The organism is Methylophilus glucosoxydans (genome assembly GCF_042676145.1).
Taxonomy (GTDB): Bacteria; Pseudomonadota; Gammaproteobacteria; order Burkholderiales; family Methylophilaceae; genus Methylophilus; species Methylophilus glucosoxydans.
In genome coordinates, this window is the sequence record NZ_JBHTJW010000003.1 from 304,044 (window position 1) to 327,532 (window position 23,489).

22 protein-coding genes are annotated in these 23,489 nt (G+C 51.7%); 8 read left to right on the plus strand and 14 right to left on the minus strand.

Translation table 11 applies throughout. From position 1 onward, the window contains the following. Positions 1-122: 122 nt before the first annotated feature. The 4 genes from eda to rfaP all read left to right on the plus strand — a co-directional run bounded on the left by eda (position 123) and on the right by rfaP (position 4,249). Entirely contained in the window at positions 123-752 is a 630-nt protein-coding gene (gene eda, locus ACFQ1T_RS13155) for a bifunctional 4-hydroxy-2-oxoglutarate aldolase/2-dehydro-3-deoxy-phosphogluconate aldolase (RefSeq protein ID WP_194747147.1), read from the plus strand. A gap of 78 nt (positions 753-830) precedes the next feature. After that, a complete protein-coding gene (locus ACFQ1T_RS13160; protein WP_379077531.1) occupies positions 831-1,517 on the plus strand; it encodes an HAD family hydrolase in 687 nt (228 codons plus the stop codon). Between the two features lie 33 nt (positions 1,518-1,550). After that, the gene (locus ACFQ1T_RS13165) at positions 1,551-3,428 is read left to right on the plus strand and encodes a sulfatase-like hydrolase/transferase (protein ID WP_379077534.1); all 1,878 of its coding nucleotides are present in this window, start codon (positions 1,551-1,553) and stop codon (positions 3,426-3,428) included. Next, a complete protein-coding gene (rfaP, locus tag ACFQ1T_RS13170; RefSeq protein WP_379077537.1) occupies positions 3,425-4,249 on the plus strand; it encodes a lipopolysaccharide core heptose(I) kinase RfaP in 825 nt (274 codons plus the stop codon). Before ACFQ1T_RS13165 ends, rfaP begins: the two co-directional genes overlap by 4 nt. A 29-nt stretch (positions 4,250-4,278) precedes the next feature. On the opposite strand, the gene ACFQ1T_RS13175 is transcribed toward rfaP, so the two are convergent. The 12 genes from ACFQ1T_RS13175 to hrcA form a co-directional block, all read right to left on the minus strand. After that, the gene (locus tag ACFQ1T_RS13175) at positions 4,279-4,941 is read right to left on the minus strand and encodes a CMP-N-acetylneuraminic acid synthetase (RefSeq protein ID WP_194747143.1); all 663 of its coding nucleotides are present in this window, start codon (positions 4,939-4,941) and stop codon (positions 4,279-4,281) included. 8 nt (positions 4,942-4,949) lie between these two features. Next, positions 4,950-5,900, minus strand: coding sequence for a hypothetical protein (locus tag ACFQ1T_RS13180; protein ID WP_379077541.1), 951 nt, complete (start codon positions 5,898-5,900; stop codon positions 4,950-4,952). A 10-nt stretch (positions 5,901-5,910) separates the two neighbouring features. Beyond that, positions 5,911-7,041 carry a hypothetical protein gene (locus ACFQ1T_RS13185; protein ID WP_275356938.1) on the minus strand — a complete coding sequence of 377 codons (1,131 nt, stop codon included), beginning with the start codon at positions 7,039-7,041 and terminating at the stop codon, positions 5,911-5,913. Positions 7,042-7,093: 52 nt separating this feature from the next. Beyond that, complete coding sequence (locus ACFQ1T_RS13190; protein ID WP_379077544.1) at positions 7,094-8,629, minus strand: hypothetical protein; 1,536 nt, start codon at positions 8,627-8,629, stop codon at positions 7,094-7,096. Beyond that, entirely contained in the window at positions 8,626-9,657 is a 1,032-nt protein-coding gene (waaF, locus tag ACFQ1T_RS13195) for a lipopolysaccharide heptosyltransferase II (protein WP_379077547.1), read from the minus strand. Before waaF ends, ACFQ1T_RS13190 begins: the two co-directional genes overlap by 4 nt. Next, the gene (hldE, locus tag ACFQ1T_RS13200; RefSeq protein WP_379077550.1) at positions 9,654-11,111 is read right to left on the minus strand and encodes a bifunctional D-glycero-beta-D-manno-heptose-7-phosphate kinase/D-glycero-beta-D-manno-heptose 1-phosphate adenylyltransferase HldE; all 1,458 of its coding nucleotides are present in this window, start codon (positions 11,109-11,111) and stop codon (positions 9,654-9,656) included. The genes waaF and hldE overlap by 4 nt, the downstream gene beginning before the upstream one ends. A gap of 5 nt (positions 11,112-11,116) precedes the next feature. Further along, on the minus strand, positions 11,117-11,677 hold the full coding sequence (locus ACFQ1T_RS13205) for a D-sedoheptulose 7-phosphate isomerase (RefSeq protein ID WP_313983882.1): 561 nt from the start codon (positions 11,675-11,677) through the stop codon (positions 11,117-11,119). 35 nt (positions 11,678-11,712) lie between these two features. After that, entirely contained in the window at positions 11,713-12,702 is a 990-nt protein-coding gene (gene rfaD / locus ACFQ1T_RS13210) for an ADP-glyceromanno-heptose 6-epimerase (protein WP_313983884.1), read from the minus strand. Positions 12,703-13,068: 366 nt separating this feature from the next. Continuing rightward, positions 13,069-14,175, minus strand: coding sequence for a ferrochelatase (gene hemH / locus ACFQ1T_RS13215; protein ID WP_379077554.1), 1,107 nt, complete (start codon positions 14,173-14,175; stop codon positions 13,069-13,071). A gap of 134 nt (positions 14,176-14,309) precedes the next feature. Then, positions 14,310-14,543 (minus strand): glycine zipper 2TM domain-containing protein, encoded by a 234-nt coding sequence (locus ACFQ1T_RS13220; protein ID WP_275356932.1) that lies wholly within the window; start codon positions 14,541-14,543, stop codon positions 14,310-14,312. A 200-nt stretch (positions 14,544-14,743) separates the two neighbouring features. Continuing rightward, positions 14,744-15,226, minus strand: a complete 483-nt coding sequence (locus ACFQ1T_RS13225; protein WP_194747133.1) for an FxDxF family PEP-CTERM protein — start codon at positions 15,224-15,226, stop codon at positions 14,744-14,746. A 160-nt stretch (positions 15,227-15,386) separates the two neighbouring features. Next, positions 15,387-16,415, minus strand: a complete 1,029-nt coding sequence (gene hrcA / locus ACFQ1T_RS13230; protein WP_194747132.1) for a heat-inducible transcriptional repressor HrcA — start codon at positions 16,413-16,415, stop codon at positions 15,387-15,389. Positions 16,416-16,502: 87 nt separating this feature from the next. On the opposite strand from hrcA, the gene ACFQ1T_RS13235 reads away from it, so the two are divergent. After that, a complete protein-coding gene (locus ACFQ1T_RS13235) occupies positions 16,503-17,372 on the plus strand; it encodes an NAD(+) kinase (protein WP_379077559.1) in 870 nt (289 codons plus the stop codon). A 19-nt stretch (positions 17,373-17,391) separates the two neighbouring features. Then, the gene (recN, locus tag ACFQ1T_RS13240; protein WP_379077562.1) at positions 17,392-19,050 is read left to right on the plus strand and encodes a DNA repair protein RecN; all 1,659 of its coding nucleotides are present in this window, start codon (positions 17,392-17,394) and stop codon (positions 19,048-19,050) included. On the opposite strand, the gene ACFQ1T_RS13245 is transcribed toward recN, so the two are convergent. Together ACFQ1T_RS13245 and fur are read right to left on the minus strand one after the other, a co-directional pair. After that, positions 18,998-19,534: a DNA-deoxyinosine glycosylase gene (locus tag ACFQ1T_RS13245; RefSeq protein WP_379077565.1), complete on the minus strand. Its 537-nt coding sequence runs from the start codon at positions 19,532-19,534 to the stop codon at positions 18,998-19,000. The two genes, recN and ACFQ1T_RS13245, sit on opposite strands and share 53 nt — an antisense overlap. Before the next feature lie 92 nt (positions 19,535-19,626). Then, positions 19,627-20,049: a ferric iron uptake transcriptional regulator gene (gene fur / locus ACFQ1T_RS13250; protein WP_194747128.1), complete on the minus strand. Its 423-nt coding sequence runs from the start codon at positions 20,047-20,049 to the stop codon at positions 19,627-19,629. Between the two features lie 172 nt (positions 20,050-20,221). Between fur and ACFQ1T_RS13255 the strand changes: the two genes are divergently transcribed. Together ACFQ1T_RS13255 and dapB are read left to right on the plus strand one after the other, a co-directional pair. Next, a complete protein-coding gene (locus ACFQ1T_RS13255; protein ID WP_379077570.1) occupies positions 20,222-22,558 on the plus strand; it encodes a L,D-transpeptidase Cds6 family protein in 2,337 nt (778 codons plus the stop codon). Positions 22,559-22,603: 45 nt separating this feature from the next. Continuing rightward, positions 22,604-23,410 (plus strand): 4-hydroxy-tetrahydrodipicolinate reductase, encoded by an 807-nt coding sequence (dapB, locus tag ACFQ1T_RS13260; protein WP_379077573.1) that lies wholly within the window; start codon positions 22,604-22,606, stop codon positions 23,408-23,410. Positions 23,411-23,489: the final 79 nt, after the last annotated feature.

Sequence of the window (23,489 nt, forward strand, 5' to 3'; positions counted from 1 at the left end):
TGCTTGCCGTACTATTCGTACTGTCTACGCGCCTGCGCCTAGTCTTGCTTAGCAATCTTCATTTACATAAAGCAAACGATTAAAAAAACAATTTTTTTATTTATTAGGTCAATATTCAAAACATGAGCACATTAGAGTTAGCAAATCATGGCCCGGTGATTCCGGTGATTGTCATTAACAAAGTGGAAGATGCGGTGCCGATGGCCGAAGCGTTGCTGGAAGGCGGCATTAAGGTGCTGGAAGTCACATTGCGTTCCCCGGTTGCACTGCAAGCCATGGAAGAAATTGCCAAGCATGTGCCTGACGCGATCTTGGGTTCCGGGACCGTACGTAACCTGAAAGATGCGAAAAACTCCAAGGATGTGGGTTGCCAGTTTGCGGTCAGCCCAGGCTACACCAGCGAGTTAGGTAAATATGCCCGTGAAATCGGCTTGCCACTGTTGCCAGGCGTGTCTACCGGCTCAGAAATCATGATGGCGAATGCCGATGATTACTACTTCCTGAAATTGTTCCCAGCGGTGGCGGTGGGGGGCATTAACCTGCTCAAAGGCTTTGCTGGCCCATTTGCCGACGTGAAATTCTGCCCGACCGGTGGTGTCAGCGTTGAAAGCGCCCCACAATTCCTGGCATTGCCTAACGTGGTTGTGTGCGGTGGTACCTGGTTGACGCCTGCCGATGCCGTAGCCAATAAGGACTGGGCACAGATCACCAAGCTGGCGAAAGAGGCTTCTGCGATCGTGGCGGCCAAATAAGTATAGCGTTAGACAAATCGTCTATAATGAAGGCTTGTAGTGATACAAGCCTTTTTTATTTGCCAAGCCCACTCCGTTATGCCCCAAAGACCAGACCTCTCCCTGTATAAAACCATTGTGCTCGATTGCGATGGCGTTGTCCTCAATAGCAACCAGACCAAAGTGGATGCCTATTACAACACCGCCAAGCGGATGGGGGGGACGGAGGCGCAGGCGAAGGCTTTTGTTGACTATCATATCCAGTTGGGCAGCATCCCGCGCAATGACAAAATCCGTTATTACATCACCGAGATTATCAAACAGCCTTTAACGCCTGAGCGTTTTCAGGCCTTTATGGATACGTTTACCGAGATTCTGGATGAAACCCTGATGCAGTGTGAGGTGGCGCCTGCACTGATGGATTTGAAAAAAGAAACCGCAAACGCCAAGTGGATGCTGCTGTCTGGCGGAGATCAAGCAGAATTGCGGCAAATTTTCCCTCGCCGTGGCCTGGATACGCTGTTTGAACTGGGCATTTATGGTGGACCGACTAAAAAGAATGAGCACCTGGCCAGCATGATTGCCGATGGGACCATCCAGTTCCCGGCCTTGTTTATTGGCGATAGCCGCTTTGATCATCAGGCTTCGACTGGCGCCGGGCTGGATTTCATTTTTGTCGCAGACTGGACCGATATGCCGGACTGGCAAGCCTACTGCCAGACGCATGGGGTGACCGTTTGTCATCAGCTTGAATTGTCGCCTGTAACGGCTTTCTGTGCGCCCTAACCGTCGCCTGACTGCTTAAAGATGAATGCCGCCATGAAGAAAATTTCACCACTCAAACTGTTTTTAGGCCTGACTACACTGCACATGCTGGCCACCTGCTGGGGATTTTTCAGCATTGGTGCGCAAGCCACTACGGGCGCAGCCTTCTGGTTTCATGTCTGTGCCTGGCTGTTTTACAGTTTTGCCTATGCCGTCGTGACCCTGATCCCGGCCTGGCTGCAATCACTGCTGGCACGCACCATCAATCGATATACCGCACTATTGGCGCTCACGTTTTCCGTAATAGGCATTTTACTGGTCAGATCGGATTTAATGATTTATGACCTGTATAACTTTCATTTCAACGGCTTTATCTGGAATCTTGTTACCACCAAGGGCGGCCTGGCCTCGCTGGGGACCAGCGACGAGACCTATGTGGCGATCGGCGTATCGGTCGCGATTGTCATCCTGATTCAGCAGTTCGCCTGGTGGTTGAGTACGCGCATGCAGTCATTCAAGCCCGCGTTATTGCTGACACGGCCTTTGTACCTGGTTGTGCTGCTGGCCTTTGTCGCGCAAGCTGTCCTGTATGGCATCAGTGATGTCAAAAATAACGGGGCGATTCTTGATTCGGCGACAGTCTATCCCTTCTATAAACGGATTACCTTCCGCAGCTGGGCAGAAAAAATGGGCGTGCAAACGGTGCGTCATAGCAGTAATCACCTCAATGTGGATACTTCCAGAATTCAGTATCCTTTATCGGCGGTGACGTTTAGCGCCGTCCAACAGCCGCCGAATATTGTCATTCTGGTGGCAGAGTCTCTGCGCTGGGATCGTTTAACGCCTGAGATCATGCCTCATGTCTGGCAATTTGCGCAGCAAGGCTTGTATTTTAAAAACCACTATTCTAGTGGCAACGGTACGCGTGAAGGCCTGTTCGGCATGTTTTATGGGCTATATGGCTCTTACTGGTCCAGCTTTTTACATGCACAACAGCCGCCCTTACTCATGCAGCGGGTGCAGGCCTTGAACTACCAACTCGACCTGCGTACCAGCGCACTGTTTTCTTATCCCGAGTTTAATAAAACCTTATTCGCCAGCGTACCGCTTGCACAGCTGCACGAGGCGGAGGAGAAGTTAACCCCCTGGCAGCGTGACCAACAAAATGCCTCTGAGCAAATCGCCTTTTTGCGTGCGCGGGACAAACAGCGGCCATTTATGAGCTTTTTCTTCTTTGAGTCTACGCATGCGCGTTATGACTTCCCGGAGCAAGCCGTGATTGCCTCCCCGTATTTGAAGGATGTGAATTACTGGGGCATGAGCCGCGAGTCGCTCAAGCCCAAGATCGGCGAGTTCAAAAACCGCTATACCAATGCTGCCCATTGGGTAGATCAACAGATGGGGCGGGTGCTCGATGAACTGCGTGCGCAGGGCGCATTAGACAATACCATTGTCATCATCACTGGCGATCATGGAGAAGAGTTTCTGGAAAAGGGCTTCTGGGGGCATAACTCAAGTTTTGTTGAGGAGCAGACACATACGCCCATGGTGGTGTGGATGCCGCAGCACGCGCATGCCGAAATTGAGCGTATGACCAGCCATTTGGATATTTCACCAACGTTATTACAGGCCCTGGGTGCGCCTGAGGATAGCAGCAGCTATTCGCTTGGCCTGTCTTTGCTGACCACGCAGTCACGCCCATTTGTTGTGGTCAGTGACTGGCACTCTATTGGCGTGCAAACAACGGATATGAAGTACCGTATTCCATATTTGCATCATGGCGTGGATCATTTTGTGCCGACCGGGCCGCACGATGAATCGTTATCTGCCAGCACGCAAGACAGCCTCATGGCCAAATATCAACCATTGTTATTGCAGGCGATTCAGAATTGCAGCCGCTTTTTGGCCTTGCACAAAGACAAGGCGTCATGAGTACCACGGTGCAATTTAAAGCAGAAAATCCGCTGCCTGCCGAGATTCGGCAACGGCCGGATGTGTTTGATTTTTTTATGCAGTTGCCAGGCAAAAGTTTCCGCAAGGTTGCCGAACGCGAGACCTTGCGGATTGCGCTGGCCGGCCAGCATTTTTTTATTAAACGGCATTTTGGTGTGGGGTGGGGCGAGTTGTTCAAAAACTGGCTCAGCTTTAAACGCCCGGTGGTGAATGCGCAGAATGAGGTGGCGGCCATCGCCGCCTTGCAGCGCTTGCATATTCCCACCACGCCTTATGTGGGGCATGGCATCCAGGGCTGGTTGCCCGCCACTCAGCGCTCATTTGTGATTACCGAGGATTTGGGTGAGATTGTCACGCTGGAGGATTTGGCGCTACAGTGGCAAATCACACCGCCCACCCTGCGGTTCAAGCGTGCGCTGATCCGCAGGGTGGCGGAGATTGCACGTCAGATGCATGCGTATCCGCTCTACCATCGTGACTTTTATATCTGCCACTTCTGCTTTAAAGCGGCTGAATTGACGCTAATGCCGCCACGATTGCATGTGCTGGATTTGCATAGAGCAGAAATCCGCGCACAGCCTTCGCAACGTATGCAAATGAAAGATCTGGCTGCGCTGTATTTTTCAGCCATGGATGTTCAATTGACCCGCGGAGATCTGCTCACATTTCTTCGGCATTATGTTGGTGACGACCGTCAGTTACTGCGTGGGGATCCGGCATTTTACCGTGCCATTGCGCAGCGTGCCGACAAGCTTTACGCCAAGTACCAGCGCAAACGCCGCGCTGGCGTGGCCATGTAAGCGCGGCGTGAGAGATTTGGCGGGGTGAATTAAATCGTACCGTGTAGCTTGGTGTAAATCATGCCTGCCAGCTCGAAGTCCTCATGGTAATCAATATCGACCACCATATGGTTGGTTTCAAACAAGTAGGGATTGACGCCGATATGGTAGTGAAAGCGGTTGACCGTCTCGCGTTTGAGAATAAACAGGCTCCACAACACCGAATATAACTTGGGCAAGTCTTGCGAGACCTTGTGCCAGTAACCAAACCCATAGTTGACCGGATTGCCCTTGCCATCCAGCAAATGCCCTTTGAACGGCTTGACAGCAACCAGCGAATCATAATCGTTGCGGACATCTTTCCAGACCGCCAAAGCTTCCTTGAACTGATTAAACAAGGGCGAGGTGACCTGAATCCACATAATGTCATCGTCACCAGGCAGCGGGTCGGTTAGCGCTTTGACCAGGTCAGGCTGATAAATTTTGTTGCCGGTCAGGGAGGCATCGCGCTGCATAAAGTGAAAGCCATACTTGTCACACAACGGTTTGACCAGTTCCACACTTTCTGATGACACATAGACATTTTCTGGCGCTTCAAAGGTCAGAATTTGCTTGGCCTTGATGTCGAACAGCGAATCGTCCTGATAAAAAGGGCGAATATTTTTATGCGGAATACGCGTGGAGCAGGTTTGCAGCGGGATAATAATTTTCATAACTTAAATCATTTCTTGACGGATGCCGTCTCGGTAATTTGTTGCAAAGCCTCGGCAAACGACATTTTTGGAATAATCTCGGCAGGCAAGGCGCTCTGTAGCGACAGATTATATAGCTTAACCCCTGTTTTTTCACTGGCCAGACGCGCCAGCTCAAAGCAGCCGCGAATATGCGGTTCGTAATAGCGCAGAAAATCTGGTGAAGGATTGTGCTGGTCGGCATAAAAATGGGCTTTACCGGTGCCACCCAAATCCATACCCAGAATATAAATCGCCTCATAGCCTAGGGCAAACGCCAGTTGTACTGCCCAGGTGGCCACCGTTTTCCCGGCAAACACGCCTTGTTTTAAATTGTGGCTAAAGCCAATTGAGCGGCAGAAGGGCAATAAATCCGGGGCCAGCAGAATCTCAGGCGATTGCGTAAAAGCCTGCAAGTATTGCTCGGCGCTGCCTCTGGCCACCCCATATTTGCGACTCACCGATTCAATCAGGTAGAGATTGCCTTGCTTCAGCAGTTCTGGCGCACGCTCAGCAATAATACTCAGCCCTTCAAAGTTGAAGAAACAGCGCGCGCCCGAACGCACAGATTCGACGACACAATCCCACTGGCGCTCAAATACGCGGTGATCCACAATCACGCAGTCGGTCGGATGGAGCTTGGCCGCGCTAAATTTTTTAATTGCGCAATTGAGGCTGATGGTCGGATACGAGGCGATTTTCTGCAGATCAATCTCGGCCAGCGAAGGGCCGGAAGCGACGATCCAGCATGGTCCCCGTTGTTGTTGGCTCAGCGTATGCGCAAAAGGGATGGTGGCTATTGGCTGCTTTTTCCAGAGGACGGTGCAGCTGTGCTCCCCGCGCTGCAGGTCAAAGTCCGGGTGGCAGTTGTATTGATGCTTGAAGGCGTCACCCAATTGCCAGCGCCGGTAACCCATGCGCAATTTATCTAGGAATCTCATGTGTGCGTAATCACTTCTGGTCCAGCCACTGCCTGAAGTTTGAAAACCCATGAATCAGGATGATGTACAAGGCGATCATGCTCAGCGAGAAGTTTCTGAACTCATCCTTGGTGGTGAAGTTCAGGAACAGCAGCAGGTTAGGAATAAAAATCCCCAATGTATACCGTTTGAGCATGTCATCCATTTGTTGCCAGCCAGCGCGTATCCAGTAGGCCAGCCATGGAAACAGCAAGACGTGCTGCAACGTGGGCGAGAACAATCCCAGTGTATAAAAATCACTCAATTTGAAGTAATTGACCGGATTGAGCCAGAATTTTGCGTTATCAAGCAAGTGAAAATGTAGGGCTGAATCCGTGTTCCCGGTATAGGGTGCGATGATCCATTGCCGGATCAGGAAGCAGGCAATGAATTGTAGTGCAAAATAAGCCACGCGCTTTTGCATGGGATAGTCTTTGGCATGTAAGAAGAAAAAACCGAATGCGGCAACGAAGGCGGTTTCTTTGTTAAATGCCGTGAGCATGAGCAAGATGGACGCCAGAAACTTGCGGTCAGTCAGAAAGTAATAAGTGCTGACCGTGATACCAAGCAGTTCAAAGAAATCATAAAAATAGCCGCCACGCTTGAAGGTCAGCGGATAGATCAGGCTAAACAGCACCACGGCAAGGATAGAGGCCGAGTAGTTGTCAGAAAAGTGCAGAAAAATCTTGCGCAGGTAAATCAGCGTCAGCAGAAAACTGAGCAAAGTCAGGCCATACATCAGGTGGTAGTCCAGCGCCACGCGAGGCGTCCATTCCTCGGCAGGTACATCGTGAAAGAAATGGTTTTTCAGTTTGTCGGACGAGATGATGCGCTCAAACAGCTTTTCTTGTTTCTTTTCCGGAATCTGCTGTACGGCCAGGTCAGCCAGACGCGGGACCGTTGAGCGGTAAACATAGGGCTGGTAAGCCGTGCCATCAATCACCCCTACTAGCGACGCATAGCGGGAGTCGTCGCGGAAACCCCATTTAATGAAAAAGCTGTTGCAGACGTTTGCGGTACACGCCACCAGAATCACCCAAAGAATGCTTAAGCGCAGTAAATGTTTGAACGGTGGTTGCCAGAGGTTAAGAATGGGAAATTTTTGGGTCAGCGAATGAATCATGAGGAGGCCTGAACGAATAGTGAATTATTTTTATGAATTTTAACGTATTGCATCAGGGTATCACGGCCTGTTTGCTAAAAATCATGACTTTAGATTTACCGCGCCAACCGTAAAAGGTTTTGACCAGCTTGAAATTGGCTTTTTGCAAGGTTTGCACAGCGAGCTGTTCATAAGCCACATCCACTGCATCCTTGCTGATAGTGATCATATAGTAGTCATACTTCGAGATCGCCTGCTGCTTGACCAGCTCGGGAAACAGTGTATGACCCAGTACTCTATCCTGATATGGTTGGTGGGCATAAAACCGCGCATTTTCGGTGTCATAAAATACCGGTTGCTGTTGTGGGTTGATGGTCTGGATGTAGTCCACCGCCTGCCGATCAAGATCAATCGGATTTCTATCCCACAAGGAATAGGCGAGCATGGTAACCAGCAAGCAGGCAACCCCTCTGGTACTGAGCTTGGGCCAGCGGCTTTGCCATTCAGTCATGGCAAACGCGGCAAGGAAAATAAACACGATGCCACTGGCAATGACATAGCGGCTGGAGAGGACAAACACATTCAACAAGATCACCAGGCTGACGACAAAGCTGACGCTGAGTGTTGTCAGCGCCAGATGCCGGGCGGGTGCCGGTAAGCGCGACCACCAGCTCTGTTTGGGCCAGCAGATGGCAATTAATGCTGGCAGGCCGGCCGTTTTTAATGTTTTGCTGATGGCAATCAGGATCAAGGTCACCCAGAGGCTGAACAGGCCGTATTCATCCAGATCTTCACCTAATACCTGCTGGTTGATAATGGCGGCTTTTTGTTGAATAAAATCAATGCGTTCCCCAAACAGGCGCGTGACCTGAGTGACGATTTCTTGCAACCTGCCCAATTGATCCAGTCGCAATACGCCAGCGAGTAAGGCGATACCTAACATCAATGCCGTGAGCAGGCTGAGGCTATTGGCGCGCAGCCAAAGCTTTATTCGCGCTGAGGCGCTTAAGCCGGTATAGGCAAGCGCGCAGAAGGGCAGGGCGAGCAAATAAACCGCCGCTTCAATCCGGAATAAGGTGGCGATGACCATGGCGGCCTGAAACGCCAGCAGGTCCTGCCAGCGTTGCGTTTTAAGGCTGCGTAGCCAATATACCAGGCCCCAGGTATAGGCCGCCCAAAAGCCCTCGTCGCGCAGCAACATGCCTAATACACTGCCGACCATATATTGCGTGGAGAACAGCAGGCCATGCCCCCAGTGCAGCGTGCGCAACTTGGCGCCCGCTTCTAGCAGCAATTGTTGAAAGCCTGCGACAAACAGCACAAAGCACACTATATTCAAGCCGATGGCCGCGCTGTGTATCTCCAGACCCGTACTGCGGTGTATCAGTGCGAGCAGGCTTGGGTAGAACGGCCACGAGAACAGGCGATACGCCTGCTGCCATTGCCCGGCAGCAAGAAGTCTGGCCTGCTCAAAATACAACAGTGAGTCGTTGTTTACCCAGCCGTGCTGGTTATACATAATTTTGCTGACGATCAGAAAGGCGGCCAGCAAATACAAGGTTAACCACTGGGCTTGCGTGATTTTTTGCAGGTAAGAAAAGCGTTTCATGACGCAAACTCCACGCGCGTGAGTGCGAGTGTGGGTAAGACTTGTTCAGGGGACAATTGTCGCAAACAATTCAAATGACCGAGCGGACATACACGCTTGAAACACGGGCTACATGACAGCCCCAGATATTGGATCACTGCATCCGGGTGCATCGGTGGCGTATGTTTCGGGTCAGAGGAGCCATAAATCGCTACCAATGGCTTATCCAGTGCGGCAGCCACATGCATCAGCCCCGAGTCGTTACTGACCACGCGTTGGCACAACGACATCAGGTCAATTGCATCCCCCAGGCTGGTTTTGCCCGCCAGGTCCAGGCATCGCTGCTGCGTGAGCTGTTGGATGGAGGCCGTCACCGGGGCATCTTTATCGGAACCAAACAGCATCACTTGCCAGCCTGCATCTAGCGCATGATTGGCGACTTGCGCGTAATACTCGGCTGGCCAGCGTTTCGCTTCGCCATATTCGGCCCCTGGGCAGAGACCCAGCATCGGTTTGGAGGCATCGAGCTTGAAAGCGTGCAGTAATCGGTCAGCATTGGCTGCATCAGCGACCAATGCAGGTTGTGGCAAGGCGCTAGGGAGCACAGTTTGCGGGCTTAAGCCCAGCGTCATAAAGCGCTCGACAGTTTTTTTGAGACGGGTTTTATCCAGCGGGCGCATGTCATTGACCAAGCCGTAACGCATCTCTCCTTTAAAACCGGTCCGTAATGGAATGCCGGCAGCCCAGGGCAAAATGGCTGATTTCAGACTGTTGGTGAGTAAGATGGCTTGTGTGTAACCCTGAACCCTCAGGCCACGGCCAAAGCGCCAGCGCTCGCCTAAAGATAATTGCCCGTGTTTGAAGGGCAGGGCGATGGCTTGGGTGATTTCGGGCATGCGCGCCAGCAATGGCAGTGTCCACGAAGGTGCAGCTACATCAATCTGGCAAGCGGGACGGTCCGACTTGAGTTGCTTGAACAAGCTTTGCGCGAGAACCATGTCGCCTACCCACGACGGGCCGATGACCAGAATCTTGTCAGCACTACTCATGCATGCATTTTTTTAATCAGGTTGGTGGTACTTCGGCCTTCCACCAAGTCAATCAATGCAATTTCACCGCCCCAAGAGAGCACCTCTTTGCCGCCGACCACTTGGGCTGCGGTGTAGTCGCTGCCTTTGGCAATGACATCAGGTTGAACTGCCATGATCAGGTTCAAAGGCGTGTCTTCATCAAACAAAATGACCGCGTCCACAGACTCCAGGGCGGCCAGCACGCGCGCACGGTCATTTTCATTCACCACGGGTCGGGTCGGGCCTTTAAGTGCAGATACCGAACGATCGGTGTTGAGTCCCAGCACCAGTTTGTCGCCCCGCTTTTTGGCCGCTTCAAGGTAAGTGACATGGCCTGCATGCAATAAATCAAAGCAGCCATTGGTAAAAACGATTTTTTGGCCTTGCTGTTTCCAGCGGCTGACCTTTTGCTTGAGCTCTTCCAGTGCGCAGATTTTGTGCGCCTGTTCATTGCCTTGTGCTGTCATCAGCGCATCAAGTAATTCGGCCTTGGTAATTGGCACGGTGCCGACTTTGCCGACCACCACGCCAGCGGCAATATTGGCCAATGACAAGCTATCCAGTGCCGACAGCCCGTGCATCAGCCCGGCAGCCAGGGTGGCAATCACGGTATCCCCTGCGCCTGAGACATCAAATACTTGCTTGGCGGTGGCGTTCAGATGGTGGGTGCTGTCATCAATCAGCGTAATGCCCTCTTCGCCTCTGGTGACGGCTAGAAAATCCAGTTGCAAGCGTTGCTTGAGCGCCGTTGCTTTGGCGATTAGCGCCGGATCTTGCTGGCTGCTGTCGCAGGCTTCGGCGGTTTCTTTTTTATTCGGCGTGAGTGCAGTTGCCCCCCGATATTTGCTGTAATCGCGGCCTTTAGGATCTACCAATACCGGTATCTGCCGTGCGCGGCAACGCTGGATCACCTGCTGACAGACGGTTTCGGTGAGCAAGCCTTTGGCGTAGTCTGACAAAATCACCAGGGCAGGTTGCGCTGCCAGTGCAGTGTCAATATTGGCCAGAATTTCAGCTTGTTCGCTTTCGTTCAAATTCTGGGTATCTTCCTGATCCAGACGGAGCATTTGCTGATGTCCGCCCAGAATACGGGTTTTGGCAATGGTTGGACGATGCTGGCTGGTGAGCATGGCCTCGGTCGTAATCCCATGTGACTGCATGGCTTTGAGTAAGGTCTGGCCTTCACTATCATTGCCCATCAAGCCAATCATCTTGGTTGAGATACCCAATAATGCCAGGTTGGCTGCTACATTGGCGGCACCGCCTACGCGCTGTTGTTCGGATTTGATCAGCACAACCGGGACCGGTGCTTCAGGTGAAATGCGGTTGACCTCGCCGAGCAGGTAGCGGTCTAGCATCACGTCCCCAATCACCAGGGCATGGGCACCGTGTTCACCAAACTGCTGCACAACTTTACTGAATGCAGGATTCATCAGACTTAAGACTCCAGAATCTCGCACAAGCTGTGGCCGATAAAGATGTGCGCTTCCTGGATGCGTGCAGTCACGCTGGATGGCACCACAATGTTGTGCTTGCACAGGGCATTTAACTTGCCACCTTTGCCGCCAGTCATGCCTATGGTGGTGGCCCCAATTTCATTGGCGGTTTCAATGGCACGGACCACATTGGCGCTATTGCCGCTGGTTGTGAGGCCGATCAGCACATCCTCCGGACGACAGAGGGCTTCTACCTGACGGGCAAAAATATAGTCATAGCCATAATCGTTGCCTACTGAGGTCAGGATGGAGGTGTCTGTTGTCAGTGCAATTGAGGGCAGACCCTTGCGCTCTTTTTTAAAGCGGCCGACAATCTCTGCTGCAATATGCTGGCTATCTGCCGCACTGCCGCCATTGCCACACAGCAGAATCTTGCCCCCGCGCGCAATACAGTCACGCAGCAAGTTGCCCACGTCACTGATGAGTGGAAACAAGGGCTCCAGCGCTTGAAACATCGCCATATGGGCGGCGTGTTCGCCTTTGAGGTATTCAATATGGTTCATATCGCTCACAATCTATCGCTCAATTGTTGGATGACTTATGCGTAAGGGTCGTCTTGCATCAAATAGTTTTGCACATAGTCTTTGACGCCTTCCTCCAGCGAGGTAAACGGCTTTTTATATCCCGCATCGCGCAGCTTCTTCATCTCTGCTTGGGTAAAGTACTGATATTTGCCCTGCAGGTCTTGCGGCATATCAATATAAGTGATGTTGGGCTCTCGGCGCATACTGGTCATCACGTTGGTCGCCAGGTCTTTAAAGCTGCGTGCCTGACCGGTGCCTATGTTGTAAATCGCGCTAGCAACCGGTTTGTTTTTGAGGGCTGATTCCAGGAAAAAGCCCATCACATCCGCCACGTCTTTGACATAGACAAAGTCACGCAACTGCATGCCGTCCTCTATGCCTTCTTTGGTGCCTTTAAACAGGCGCATGGTCCCGGTCTCGCTAAACTGGTTAAACGTGTGATACGCCACGCTGGCCATGCGCTCTTTGTGATATTCATTCGGCCCGTAGACGTTAAAAAACTTGAATCCAGCCCAGGCGGGCGGGGTAGGTTGCTTTTGTGCGACTTGCTGCAACACCCACTGGTCAAAAAAGTGCTTGGAGTAGCCATAGCCGTTTAATGGCCGCAAGTTCTCAATGCTGGTATCGTCATAGCCTTGTTCACCACCGCCATACGTGGCCGCAGAGCTGGCGTAGAAAAACGGCACCTCATACTCGGCACACCAGGACCACAAGTCTTGCGAATAATGCATGTTATCCGCCACCAGCTTGTTAAAGTCACGCTCGGTGGTTGCGCTGATCGCCCCCATATGAATCACTGCCGTGATCTCATCATTCTCTTCGAGAAACTCAAACAGCTGGTCTTTATCCAGGTATTCGGCATAGTGTCTGTGTACCAGGTTTTGCCACTGGTTTTCATGCGTGATACGGTCAACAATCACCAGGTCTTGCCGACCCAGTTTGTTGTTTAAATGCCAGGCCATGATAGAACCAATCATGCCTGCACCACCGGTGATAATGATCATAGGGGAACGATAAAAACGTTAAAACGCGATTATAACGCGTAATTGGGGAGGGCTGGCAGTGGAATAGGCGAGCGCTGCAAGCAAGACCAATGCGAATGAACGCTGAAATGAGTTTTTATGCTTGGTGCAAAATGCAGGAGATAGATTTGCTATCTTTGTGCACGGTTCTCAGGCAGATAAATGCTGATACTAATTTTTTGACTCAACATCACGGCGCTCTCTCCACCAACACTGGCTATCTAGATAGCGAAGCTTTGGCCAGTGTTTTCATCCTTTTGACGTGCAGCCAAGTTAGATGCTGGAAAATGACATGTCAGTCATGAGGGCTTTTAAATGTTTAAAAAATGTGATGTTCGAGCCGCAGCGTTATTTTTCAGCGCCCATTGCCAAAGCGTGTTGTTTACTCGCTTGTGCTTCAGCTGCTGCTTTTGCTGAGTCAAACTCATTACTCACCCAACCCTGCAAATGCTCTAGTGCTATATCACGCATGGCTTCAATCCATACGGCTTCACTATTGAGTGCAGGGATATAGTGATATTCGCCTCCACCGACCGACTGGAACAAGTGTTTGCCTTCCATGGCAATTTCTTCCAGGGTTTCCAGGCAGTCACTGCTAAAGCCGGGACAAACGACATCTATCCGTTTGAGTTGTTGTTTACCCAACGCGTCTAGCGTGTTGGCGAGGTAAGGTTGCAACCATTCCTGACGGCCAAAGCGGGACTGGAAGGCGATTTGATATTGGTCTTTGCTTAAGCCTAAGGCCTCAGCTAGCAAGCGTCCGGTTTTGTGGCATTCGCAGTGGTATGGGTCACCTTTGAGTAGGTGGAATTTTGGCACGCCGTGAAAACTCATGACCAGTTTTTCCGGCTGGCCGTGTTGTTGCCAGTAGGCTTTAATATGGCTGGCCAAGGCTTGAATATACAGAGGGTGATCGTGGTAGTGCTTGATGGTGCGGATGGCGGGTACATTGCGCATTTTAAGCAGTACGCGCCATACCGCGTCTAGCGCCGCCGCAGTGCTGCTGGCCGCGTATTGCGGGTAGAGCGGGAATACTAAAATGCGGTCGCAGCCTTGCGCTTTGAGGGAGTCAATGGCGCTTTTCATACTGGGGTTGCCATAGGTCATGCCGAGTTCGACGGCAAACGGGCTGTTGATGTGTTTAGCCAGACTCTGTTGCAATAAGGTTTTCTGTTGCTGGGCATAAACCATGAGCGGTGAACCTTGGTCTGTCCACACGCTGGAATACTTTTCTGCCGATTTTTTCGGGCGAATCACCAAGATGATACAATGCAGAATCCAGCACCAGATAAAGCGCGGGATTTCGACCACGCGTCTATCCATCAAAAACTGCTGCAGGTAAGGCCGCAAGGCTTTCGCCGTGGGGGCGTCAGGCGTGCCCAGGTTAGCTAACAGGATACCCACTTTTGGTTGACTGCCGTGGGTGTAAGCAGGTTCTGGCTGGTAGTAAGTCATGAACGCATTTTAAGTGAAAAGTGCCTTTATGACTCACCTTGTTTTGAAAAGTGCCGACGTTTGTTGTTGCGATAGTTAATCTGGTCGCAAATCATGCGGCTGATTTGCGACCAGAATCTTTGTTTAGATCTAGGTTATTTCTTATGAATCTGGTTACCAATCACGCCACCAACCGCCGCACCACCGACCGTTCCGATGGAGCTGCCACCAGTTAAAACTGCGCCCGCGACTGCGCCTACACCCGCGCCAATGGCAGTGTTTTTACCACGCGTGCTCATAGAGCCACAGGCAGAAGTGCTCAGAGTCAGGACCAGCAGGGCAGTCCAAACCAGGGATTTCTGAAGTGAGACAGGGGATGGTTTTTTCATGATTTCCTCTCCAAAGGGATTAAACATGCGGGTATTTTAAGTAATTGAGCAGAGCGTAGGCAGTCAATCCAAGCTGATTAGTGTGTCAGAGGAATCTGACGGGTGAATATTTCTTATAAAAGAAAATCAAATTGTTGCGTAGACAAAATAGCCCTTGCCAGAGCATAACGTTGCTCTAACAAGGGAGGGCTGAATCATGTTTAAGCTTGTCTTCTGCGTTTCAATCCTAAGAGGCCTAATCCCGCCAATATCAGCGCTGCGGACTCAGGTTCTGGGACTGCGTTCGCTAAGGTAATGGTCCCTGCATAGCTGGCATTTGTACCTGTACTCTCTCCAACGACTTGCAGATAGTAGCTACCTTGTTGAATGCTATTTGTAAATCCAAAAGAAAGATTGGGGCCGGAATTGAATACCGTACCATTCATGACCAGATTTTTGTTTTCATCCAGTAAGTTAAATTCCTTGAACTGAAAGGTGGTTCCTGTACCAGAAATACTGGTGAGGACTTGTTGTAAGCCATCAGTGCTAAACGAAATGTAGTCATTGAAACTTGTATTGCCACTAAAAATATTGCTGAAAACATAACCGCCACCAGCTCGGGTCGCATCGTAGGTTGCAGCATACGTGGGATTAATGATTAAAGTACATAGGCACAGTGCAACGGATAAAGCGGATTTTTTCATAACAAACTCCTGAGTGATAAAAAACGAGCTTGTGTCGAGCGCTTTGCGCAACATAGACAAGCATGTAGATCAGGATTGTGAAAAAACAGCAGTAGAAGGTTTATCCGACCGTGGCTGATCTCGGTGTCGGAATTATTAGCCTGATATGGTCTGGCAATATTTAGTTTGAGAGTGCGCTAGATAATAGCTTGGCCGTGATATCGACAATCGGGATAATCCGCTCATAGGCCATTCGGGTCGGGCCGATCACGCCCAGCGTCCCCACGACCTGACCATCGACTTCATAGGGTGCAGTGACCAAGCTGCATTCATCCAGTGCCAGATAGCCACTTTCGCCACCGATAAAGATTTGTACACCATCGGCGCGTTGACTTTGATCAAGCAATTGCATCAGCGCCGTGCGGCGTTCAAAAATCTCAAACAGTTTGCGCAAGCTGCCGACGTTGGTTGAGAGCTCATTCACTTCTAGCAGTTTGCGTTCGCCCGCAATCACCACAGCCTCTTTTTCTGAAGGCTCTGGTTGGCTGGCAGCATCCAGCGCAGCAGACATGAGGTGATTGATGTCTGCCTGCATTTGTTGCAGCTCCTGCTTGAGCTTGATCTGTACTTCTTCCAGGGTGAGTCCCTGACAGTGGCTGTTGACATAATTGCTGGCGGTGGTGAGCTCACTGGCGCTAAAGGCGCGGTCGGTCAGGACAATCCGGTTTTGTACCTGGCCGTCATCGGTCACCAGAATCACGAGTATTTTTTTGTCATTGATATGTAAAAACTCAAGGTGTTTAAGCACGTTGCGGCTACGCTTGGGCGTCATGACCAAGCCTGCAAACTGGGTCAGTTGCGAGAGCATATCCGCCGCATTGTTAATGAGTGCTTGCGGGTCGGGCGAGGATAGCCCAGTTTTAAGCTGGGCGAGGGCGCGTTGATCAAGCGGCTGTACCGTCATCAGCGAGTCCACAAACAGGCGGTAGCCTTTTTTGGTGGGCACTCTGCCCGCAGAGGTGTGTGGACTAGCAATAAACCCCAATTGTTCGAGGTCGCTCATGACGTTACGTATTGTCGCAGGGCTGACATCCAGGCCGGAATGCTGGAGCAGGGTGCGGGAGCCTATGGGTTGCCCTTCACTGATGTAATGCTCTACCAAGGTTTTAAGCAAAATTTGCGCGCGTTTATCCACTTTAGACGATCTCATTAGAATGAGTTAGATTTTGCATCATTTGCGCCTGGGATAACAGCCCCTTTAGCTTTTCAGTTCAGGGCTTCTATGCTTTAATGCGGCATGCAATCTACATTCCGCTCAGTTGCCATTGTCGGCAAGTATATGGACACTGCTGCCTTGCAGCAAATGCAAAGTGATTTGACCCGCTTGGCACATCACTTGTTAGCCAAGGGGCTGCATGTCTGTGTGGAAGCCAATACCGCAGCCTATGTGGAACAAGAAGGTTTTGAGCAGGCCTCGCTGGAGCAGATAGGCAGCAAAGCCGATTTGGTAATTGTCATGGGCGGCGATGGAACCATGCTGAGCGTCGGCCGTGCTTTGCGTGAAACCGGCGTGCCCTTGATTGGCATTAATCGCGGGCGACTCGGCTTTTTGACTGACTTGCAAACGGACCAGATGCTGGATGAGATTGACGAGATTTTACAGGGTCATTTTCAGCTTGAGTCACGCATGTTACTGCATTCAGTGGTGACCAGAGCGGGCAGCCAGGTTTTGCCTGTGGTTGCCTTAAACGATGTGGTAATTAAAAGCGCCTTTCGCCTGATTGAGCTTGAGGTGCATGTGGATGGTCAGTTTGTGTCAAGACAGCGTTCGGATGGCCTGATTTTGACCACGCCGACCGGGACAACCGCATATGGTTTATCTGCCGGCGGGCCGATTATGCATCCCGATCTGGAGGCGATTTCGATCGTGCCTATCAGTCCGCACACGCTCAGTTATCGGCCGATCACCGTGCCTGCGGACAGTGTGATTGAAGTGATTGTGGTCAGCGCGGCAGACGCTCAGATGAGTTATGATGGCCAAGGCCAATTCCCTTTGGCCGCCGGAGACCATGTGCGTATTGCGCGCGCTGAGCAGTCGATTCGGCTCGTGCACCCTCAAGACTACTGCTATTTTGATATGTTACGCAACAAACTCAACTGGGGCTAATGCGCCCGTTTAACCATCTATGTTACAAGCCCTATCTATTCGAGATTTTGTCATTGTTGATGCGCTGGAACTGGAGTTCTCGGCAGGCTACACGGCACTCACCGGCGAGACAGGTGCAGGCAAATCGATTTTGATTGATGCGCTGTCGCTGAGTCTGGGCGCCAGGAACGAAGGCGATGTGACGCGCAAGGACTGTGACAAAGCCGAGATTTCCACCACGTTTGATATTTCGGGTAACCAGGCGGCTGCAGACTGGCTGCGTGCACAAGAAATGGCCGTTGATGACAGCTTGATTCTGCGGCGCGTGATTTATGCCGATGGCCGCAGCCGTGCCTTTATTAACGGTGTTTCTGCAACCGTCGGGCAGTTGCGTGAAATCGGGGAGACGCTGATTGATATCTACAGCCAGAATGCACATCACTCCTTGTTGAAAATGGCCACCCAGCGAGAAATTCTGGATGCCTATGCGCAGGCAGTGCCTTTGGCTAAAGACGTGGCTAAAAGTTATAAAGCTTGGTTTCAGTTGCATCAGCAACAGTCGGCATTCGAGAAAAATGCCAGTGAGTATGCAGACGAGTTGGCGCTGTTGCGTGACAGTACGCGGGAGTTATCACAGCTAGGCTTTGCGGCAGAAGAGTGGCTGGCCTTGCAGCAAGAGCACGTCAGGCTCAGTCATGGTGCCAGCCTGCTGACTGGCATGGAGGCGAGCTTGCAGATGATGAGTGAAGGCGAGGAGGTCAATGCGCTGGATTTGTTGTCGCAAGTGCAAGGCAAGCTCGCTGAATTGCAAGTCATCGATGCCGGATTGCAACCAATTGCAGAAACGGTCGATTCGGCGGTGATTCAGCTCGAAGAAGCGAGTCGGGCACTCAATCGGCATTTGCAAAAAAGTGAACTTGATCCCGAGCGTTTGGCTGAGGTGGAGTCACGTATTCAGACGATCCACACCGCGGCCCGCAAGTATCGGGTCAAGCCGGATGAGTTGCCAGCACTGTTGCAACAGCAGCAAAGCCGGATGGCTGAGCTGGAAACGTTTGCCGATGACGGAGCCTTGGCAAAACAGGTGCAGGCAGCGTGGCAGACTTATCAGCAACAAGCCGCCGCACTGTCTGCTATCAGACACCAGGCGGCGCAAGCCTTATCCGAGACCATCACCGGACAAATGCAGGCACTGTCACTCAAAGGGGGGCGTTTTGCGGTGAGTCTGACGCCGGGCGAACCGGCTGCCTATGGCCTTGAACAGGTGGAGTTTATGGTGGCCGGTCATGCCGGGGTCGAACCGCGGCCGCTCAATAAAGTCGCGTCAGGCGGCGAGTTGTCGCGTATCAGCCTGGCCTTGCAAGTGACCACCGCGTCATTAGGCACCGTACCCTGCATGATTTTTGATGAAGTGGATGTGGGCATTGGTGGCGGAGTGGCCGAAGTGGTGGGCCGTTTGTTGCGTGAACTGGGTCGACACAGGCAGGTGCTGGTCATCACCCACTTGGCGCAAGTGGCCTCGCAGGCGCAACAACATTTGCAAGTCAGCAAGTCTGAACAGCAAGGCGTGACCTTGAGCCGAATTCATGCACTCAATGCGCATGAACGGATTGAAGAAATCGCGCGTATGCTGGGCGGTTTGCAGATTACAGAGGCGACTCGCCAGCATGCGAAAGAAATGCTGGGTGTGACAGCCTGACTTGTAGCGTTTGCCATTGTGCAAGCTTTTGCGCAACACTCAGGCTGGCGTGTACCGGGCTTGTTGAAGGCAGGGTGATCTGCGGGATTGTGGTCTCTAAAACAACATGCTTTTTAAAGAGCTTTGCCGCTGCTTGACCATTAAAGGCAATACATTCTATGGTTGGAATGTGTTTGAGTAAGCCTGGAATATCATTTGCAATCACAGACTCGGCGACAATCGCACTATCCAGGCTGCCAGGTCGGCTGGCCGAGTGACACACATCCCATACCGCCAACTTGAGTGATTGCAGCTGGTCACAGCGTTGCGCATAAGCCGTTTGTTTTGGAATCCCGAATAATGTTTCCATGATGTGCCAGAACGCGTTTTGCGGGTGCGCATAATATTGATGTTGCCGCAGGGAGGTCACTCCAGGCAGAGAACCCAGAATCAGGATTCGGGCGCCGGCACTGGCGATAGGTGGAAAACCAGCAGCACTATGCATGTGAATCTGTGGACTTAACATGCCTCTGATCGAGGCTGACAATCAAGCGTATCCAGGTCGGTGTTAAGACCTGAATAGTTGATGGTTGAATATCAGGATTCGTTACAAGATGTTTTTGTACATGTCCCATAAATAGTTAAAGAGTGGTCTTGCATGCTAAAGCCATATTTTTCGGCGGCAGCTTTCTGTCTCTTTTCGATCTCTTCATCATAAAACTCTTCTACCCGGCCACATTTGATGCAGACAATATGATCATGGTGAGTGCCTTCATTCATTTCAAACACTGCTTTGCCACTCTCAAAGTGATGCCGTACCAGCAAGCCCGCCTGCTCAAATTGCGTTAAGACGCGGTAGACCGTTGCCAAGCCCACGTCTTCGCCGTTGGTGATCATGATCTTGTAGATATCCTCCGCGGACAGGTGGCGCTGCTCGCTGTTTTCAAATAGCTCCAGAATTTTTAAACGGGGCAGTGTTGCTTTCAGGCCTGCATTTTTGAGGTCTTTAGGATCATGCATAATTTTTGTCCGAGGGTTAAGTAGTATGGCGTACTTGATTCGCGAAACTACGTGGTATATTAATGTATGTAATGAATATACCGATTATAAAGTGAATCCAATGCGTAATTCTATCTTATTTGTGTTGGTTGTCGCATCTCTGGAGAGTGGGTGCGGCGCCAAGCTTCCATCAATGAAACCATTCAAGATGGACATCCAGCAGGGCAATGTGGTGACTTCAAAAATGTTAATGCAACTGCGGCCGGGTATGAACCGTTCGCAAGTCCGCTACATTATGGGGACACCGCTCATCGTAGATAGTTTCAGTGATAATCGCTGGGACTATTTTTACGAGTTACGCCAGCAAGGCCAAATTGTTGAAAAACGTCGGGTCATTCTGGATTTTGATAAGGACAGCCTGGTGGCTGTGCGTGGCGATGTGATTCCTTCGGCAGAGAACCCGGACATCAAAACCATTGTAGAAGCTCCGGTTAAAAAAGCTGAAGCGCCGAAAGAGGAGTCCTGGGCGGACAAGCTGAAATTCTGGGAGGGTGATGCTCAAGCGAAGGACGCTAAGCCAGCCAAAGCGGACTCAGTCAATAAAGCGGTAACTGCAACCCCTCCTGCACCAGCTCAACCAGCTGTCACTGCGCAGCAGATGGCCGATGAAGAAATTGTGCCGCATATCCCTGAGGGGGAATATAAGGCAGCCCCTGCGCCGCAAGAAATGGTGAAAGCGAATCCGGCAGAGGCGAGTACTCCGGCTTTGGCTGCCAGCACACAGGCCATGAATGAAAAAACCATGGCTGCCCAAATTGCAGACACCGTTGAGCCGCCGCCTGTCTTTGAACAGGATGCTGCGCCGCCTGTTGTGGTAGCACCTGCGGCTGAATCAAATACTGCAGCAAGCGCGGCTTCCACCGCGAGTGCTGCCTCAGCTGCAAATGCATCTGGCGTAAGTCCATCGGCCGCGGTCGCCGCGACGGCCGCTACCGTTGCTGTTGCTGAGGCTGCCCCTAAGTCAAAAAACAGCAAAAAATCAATCGCACCTAAACCGCAGACCAAGCCCTTGCCTGTTGCGCCGGTGGCTAAGCCAGCTTCACCATCGGCTACAGTCAACATGACTGAAGATGACGAGGTGATCCCTTATATTCCTGAGGGTGAATATGTCGCGCCTGTCATCCCAACCGAACAGGAAATGATCAAGGGCAATATGGCTGAAGCCAATCAGCCTGCGACGGATGCACAAGCGCATCAAGTGACTGAAAAAGGCGTTGCCCCAAAAGCAGAAGCAGCCAGCGAGCCAGCACCTACATTTATTGCGGAGCAGTTGCCAGAACCTGAACCCGAACCGGAGCTGCCGCCTCCACCTCCACCGTCAGTTTCAAAACCAGCTGTCAAAGAAGCGGTTGCGCAAGTGCCTACAGCTAAAGAGTCTGTGACGCCAAGCAGCCCTGCCGCCGCGCTTGCAGTGGCGCCTGTTGTTGCTGAGCCCGCTGCCTCTCCTCAGTCTGAAAGTCTGGCGGCTGCACCTGTCACGCCTGTATTACCACCAGAAGCTGTGCTTGCCAAGCCAGCCGAGCCTACTGTAGCGACCGTGGCAGAAAATGCTGCTGAGCCTTCTGCCGCTGTTGGTGATGCCGAGATTAATCAGGCAGTGGCCAATTGGGCGCAGGCCTGGCGTAGTAAGAATATTAAAACCTATCTGGCCGCCTACGCACCTGACTTTGTGCCAGAAAACTTGCCCAGTAAAGCGGCATGGGAGGCACAACGCAAGCAGCGCCTTTCTCCTAGCCAGGGCCCAATCACACTGGTCTTGAATAATATTGTGGTGCAGCGCGATGGTGCCTCTGCGGTGGTGCAGTTTGAACAAAAATATGCGGCCAAGGCTTACAAGGATGTGTTGAATAAGACGCTTGAAATGCGTTATGAGCCTAGCCAAAAACGCTGGTTAATTACGCGTGAGCGTACGGCAACGATTCCAGCCGTGGCTGCAGTAGCAGCAACGCCCAAGGTGATGTTGGCCGAAACGCCGACGGTTGCCCCTGCCATGGACCAGGCTGAAGTGGCAACACAACCTCCAGCCGCTACCCCTGAAGTCAGTGTAGAGGCGGCGGTGGATGCCTGGGCGCAGGCTTGGCGAAACAAAAATGTGAATGCTTATTTTGCTGCTTACTCGCCTGAGTTTGTGCCAGACGGGTTGCCTAGTCGCGGAGCTTGGGAGGCGCAACGTAAAAAACGCCTGTCTCCACAGCAAGGTAAAATCACGCTCGAAATCAGTGATGTGAGCGTGGCACGGGAAGGGGATAGTGCAGTGGTCACCTTCAATCAGAAGTATGCTTCTAAAGCCTATCGCGACGAAATGGTCAAACGTCTGCAACTCAAGCTGGATAACGCTAGCAAGCGCTGGTTGATCGTGCGTGAAAGTGCTGGCAATGGTGCAGAACTGCCAGCCACCAAGCAACAGGTGACGGCGCCAGAAGGTAGCGCAGAGCATCTGGATGGCGTGTTGGAGCAAATCGGTTTTTAATCCATTTGTCTAAAATAGTATATAAAACAGTAAGTTGAGCGAGTTATGTTGAAAGTAGTGATTGCAGGCGTGTCTGGCCGTATGGGGCATGCCCTGCTTGAAGGCGTTTTTTCTGATCCTGGCTTGCAACTGCATGCGGCCTTGGATCGTGCTGAAAGTGCCATGATTGGTCGAGATGCTGGTGAGCAGTTTGGCAAGTTGAGTGGCGTCAAGATTACTTCTGATGTTGAATCTGCATTGAAGGGGGCTGATGTGCTGGTGGACTTTACCCGTCCTGAAGCCAGTATGCAATATTTGCAAGCGTGTCAGCAGGCGCAGGTGAAGCTGGTGATTGGCACCACAGGGTTTAGCGAAACTGAGAAAGCTAGCATCGAAGCGGCTGCCAAAAATATCGGGATTGTGTTTGCGCCCAATATGAGCGTGGGTGTAACCTTGCTGATTAACTTGGTTGAACAAGCCGCGCGTGTATTGAACCAAGGCTACGATATCGAAGTCGTCGAAATGCACCATCGCCATAAAGTCGATGCGCCGTCCGGCACGGCACTGCGCTTGGGTGAAGCCGCAGCCAAAGGCATAGACAAGGCGCTGAAGGATTGTGCCGTGTATGCGCGTGAAGGTGTCACTGGTGAGCGTGAAGCGGGCACCATAGGCTTCGCAACCCTGCGCGGTGGCGATGTGGTGGGCGATCATACGGTGGTTCTGGCTGGAGTGGGTGAGCGTGTAGAGTTAACGCACAAGGCCTCCAGCCGGGCGACCTTTGCTCAGGGCGCGTTGCGCGCTGCCAAGTTTCTGGCACCCCAACAGGCCGGTTTGTTTGATATGCGAGATGTGCTTGGCTTTGACAAGAATTGATGGTTAAGCCGCTGATTTCACGCGGGCAATCATCATGCTTTAACATCCTCTGACAATACCTCGCCCTTGAGTGAGGCTT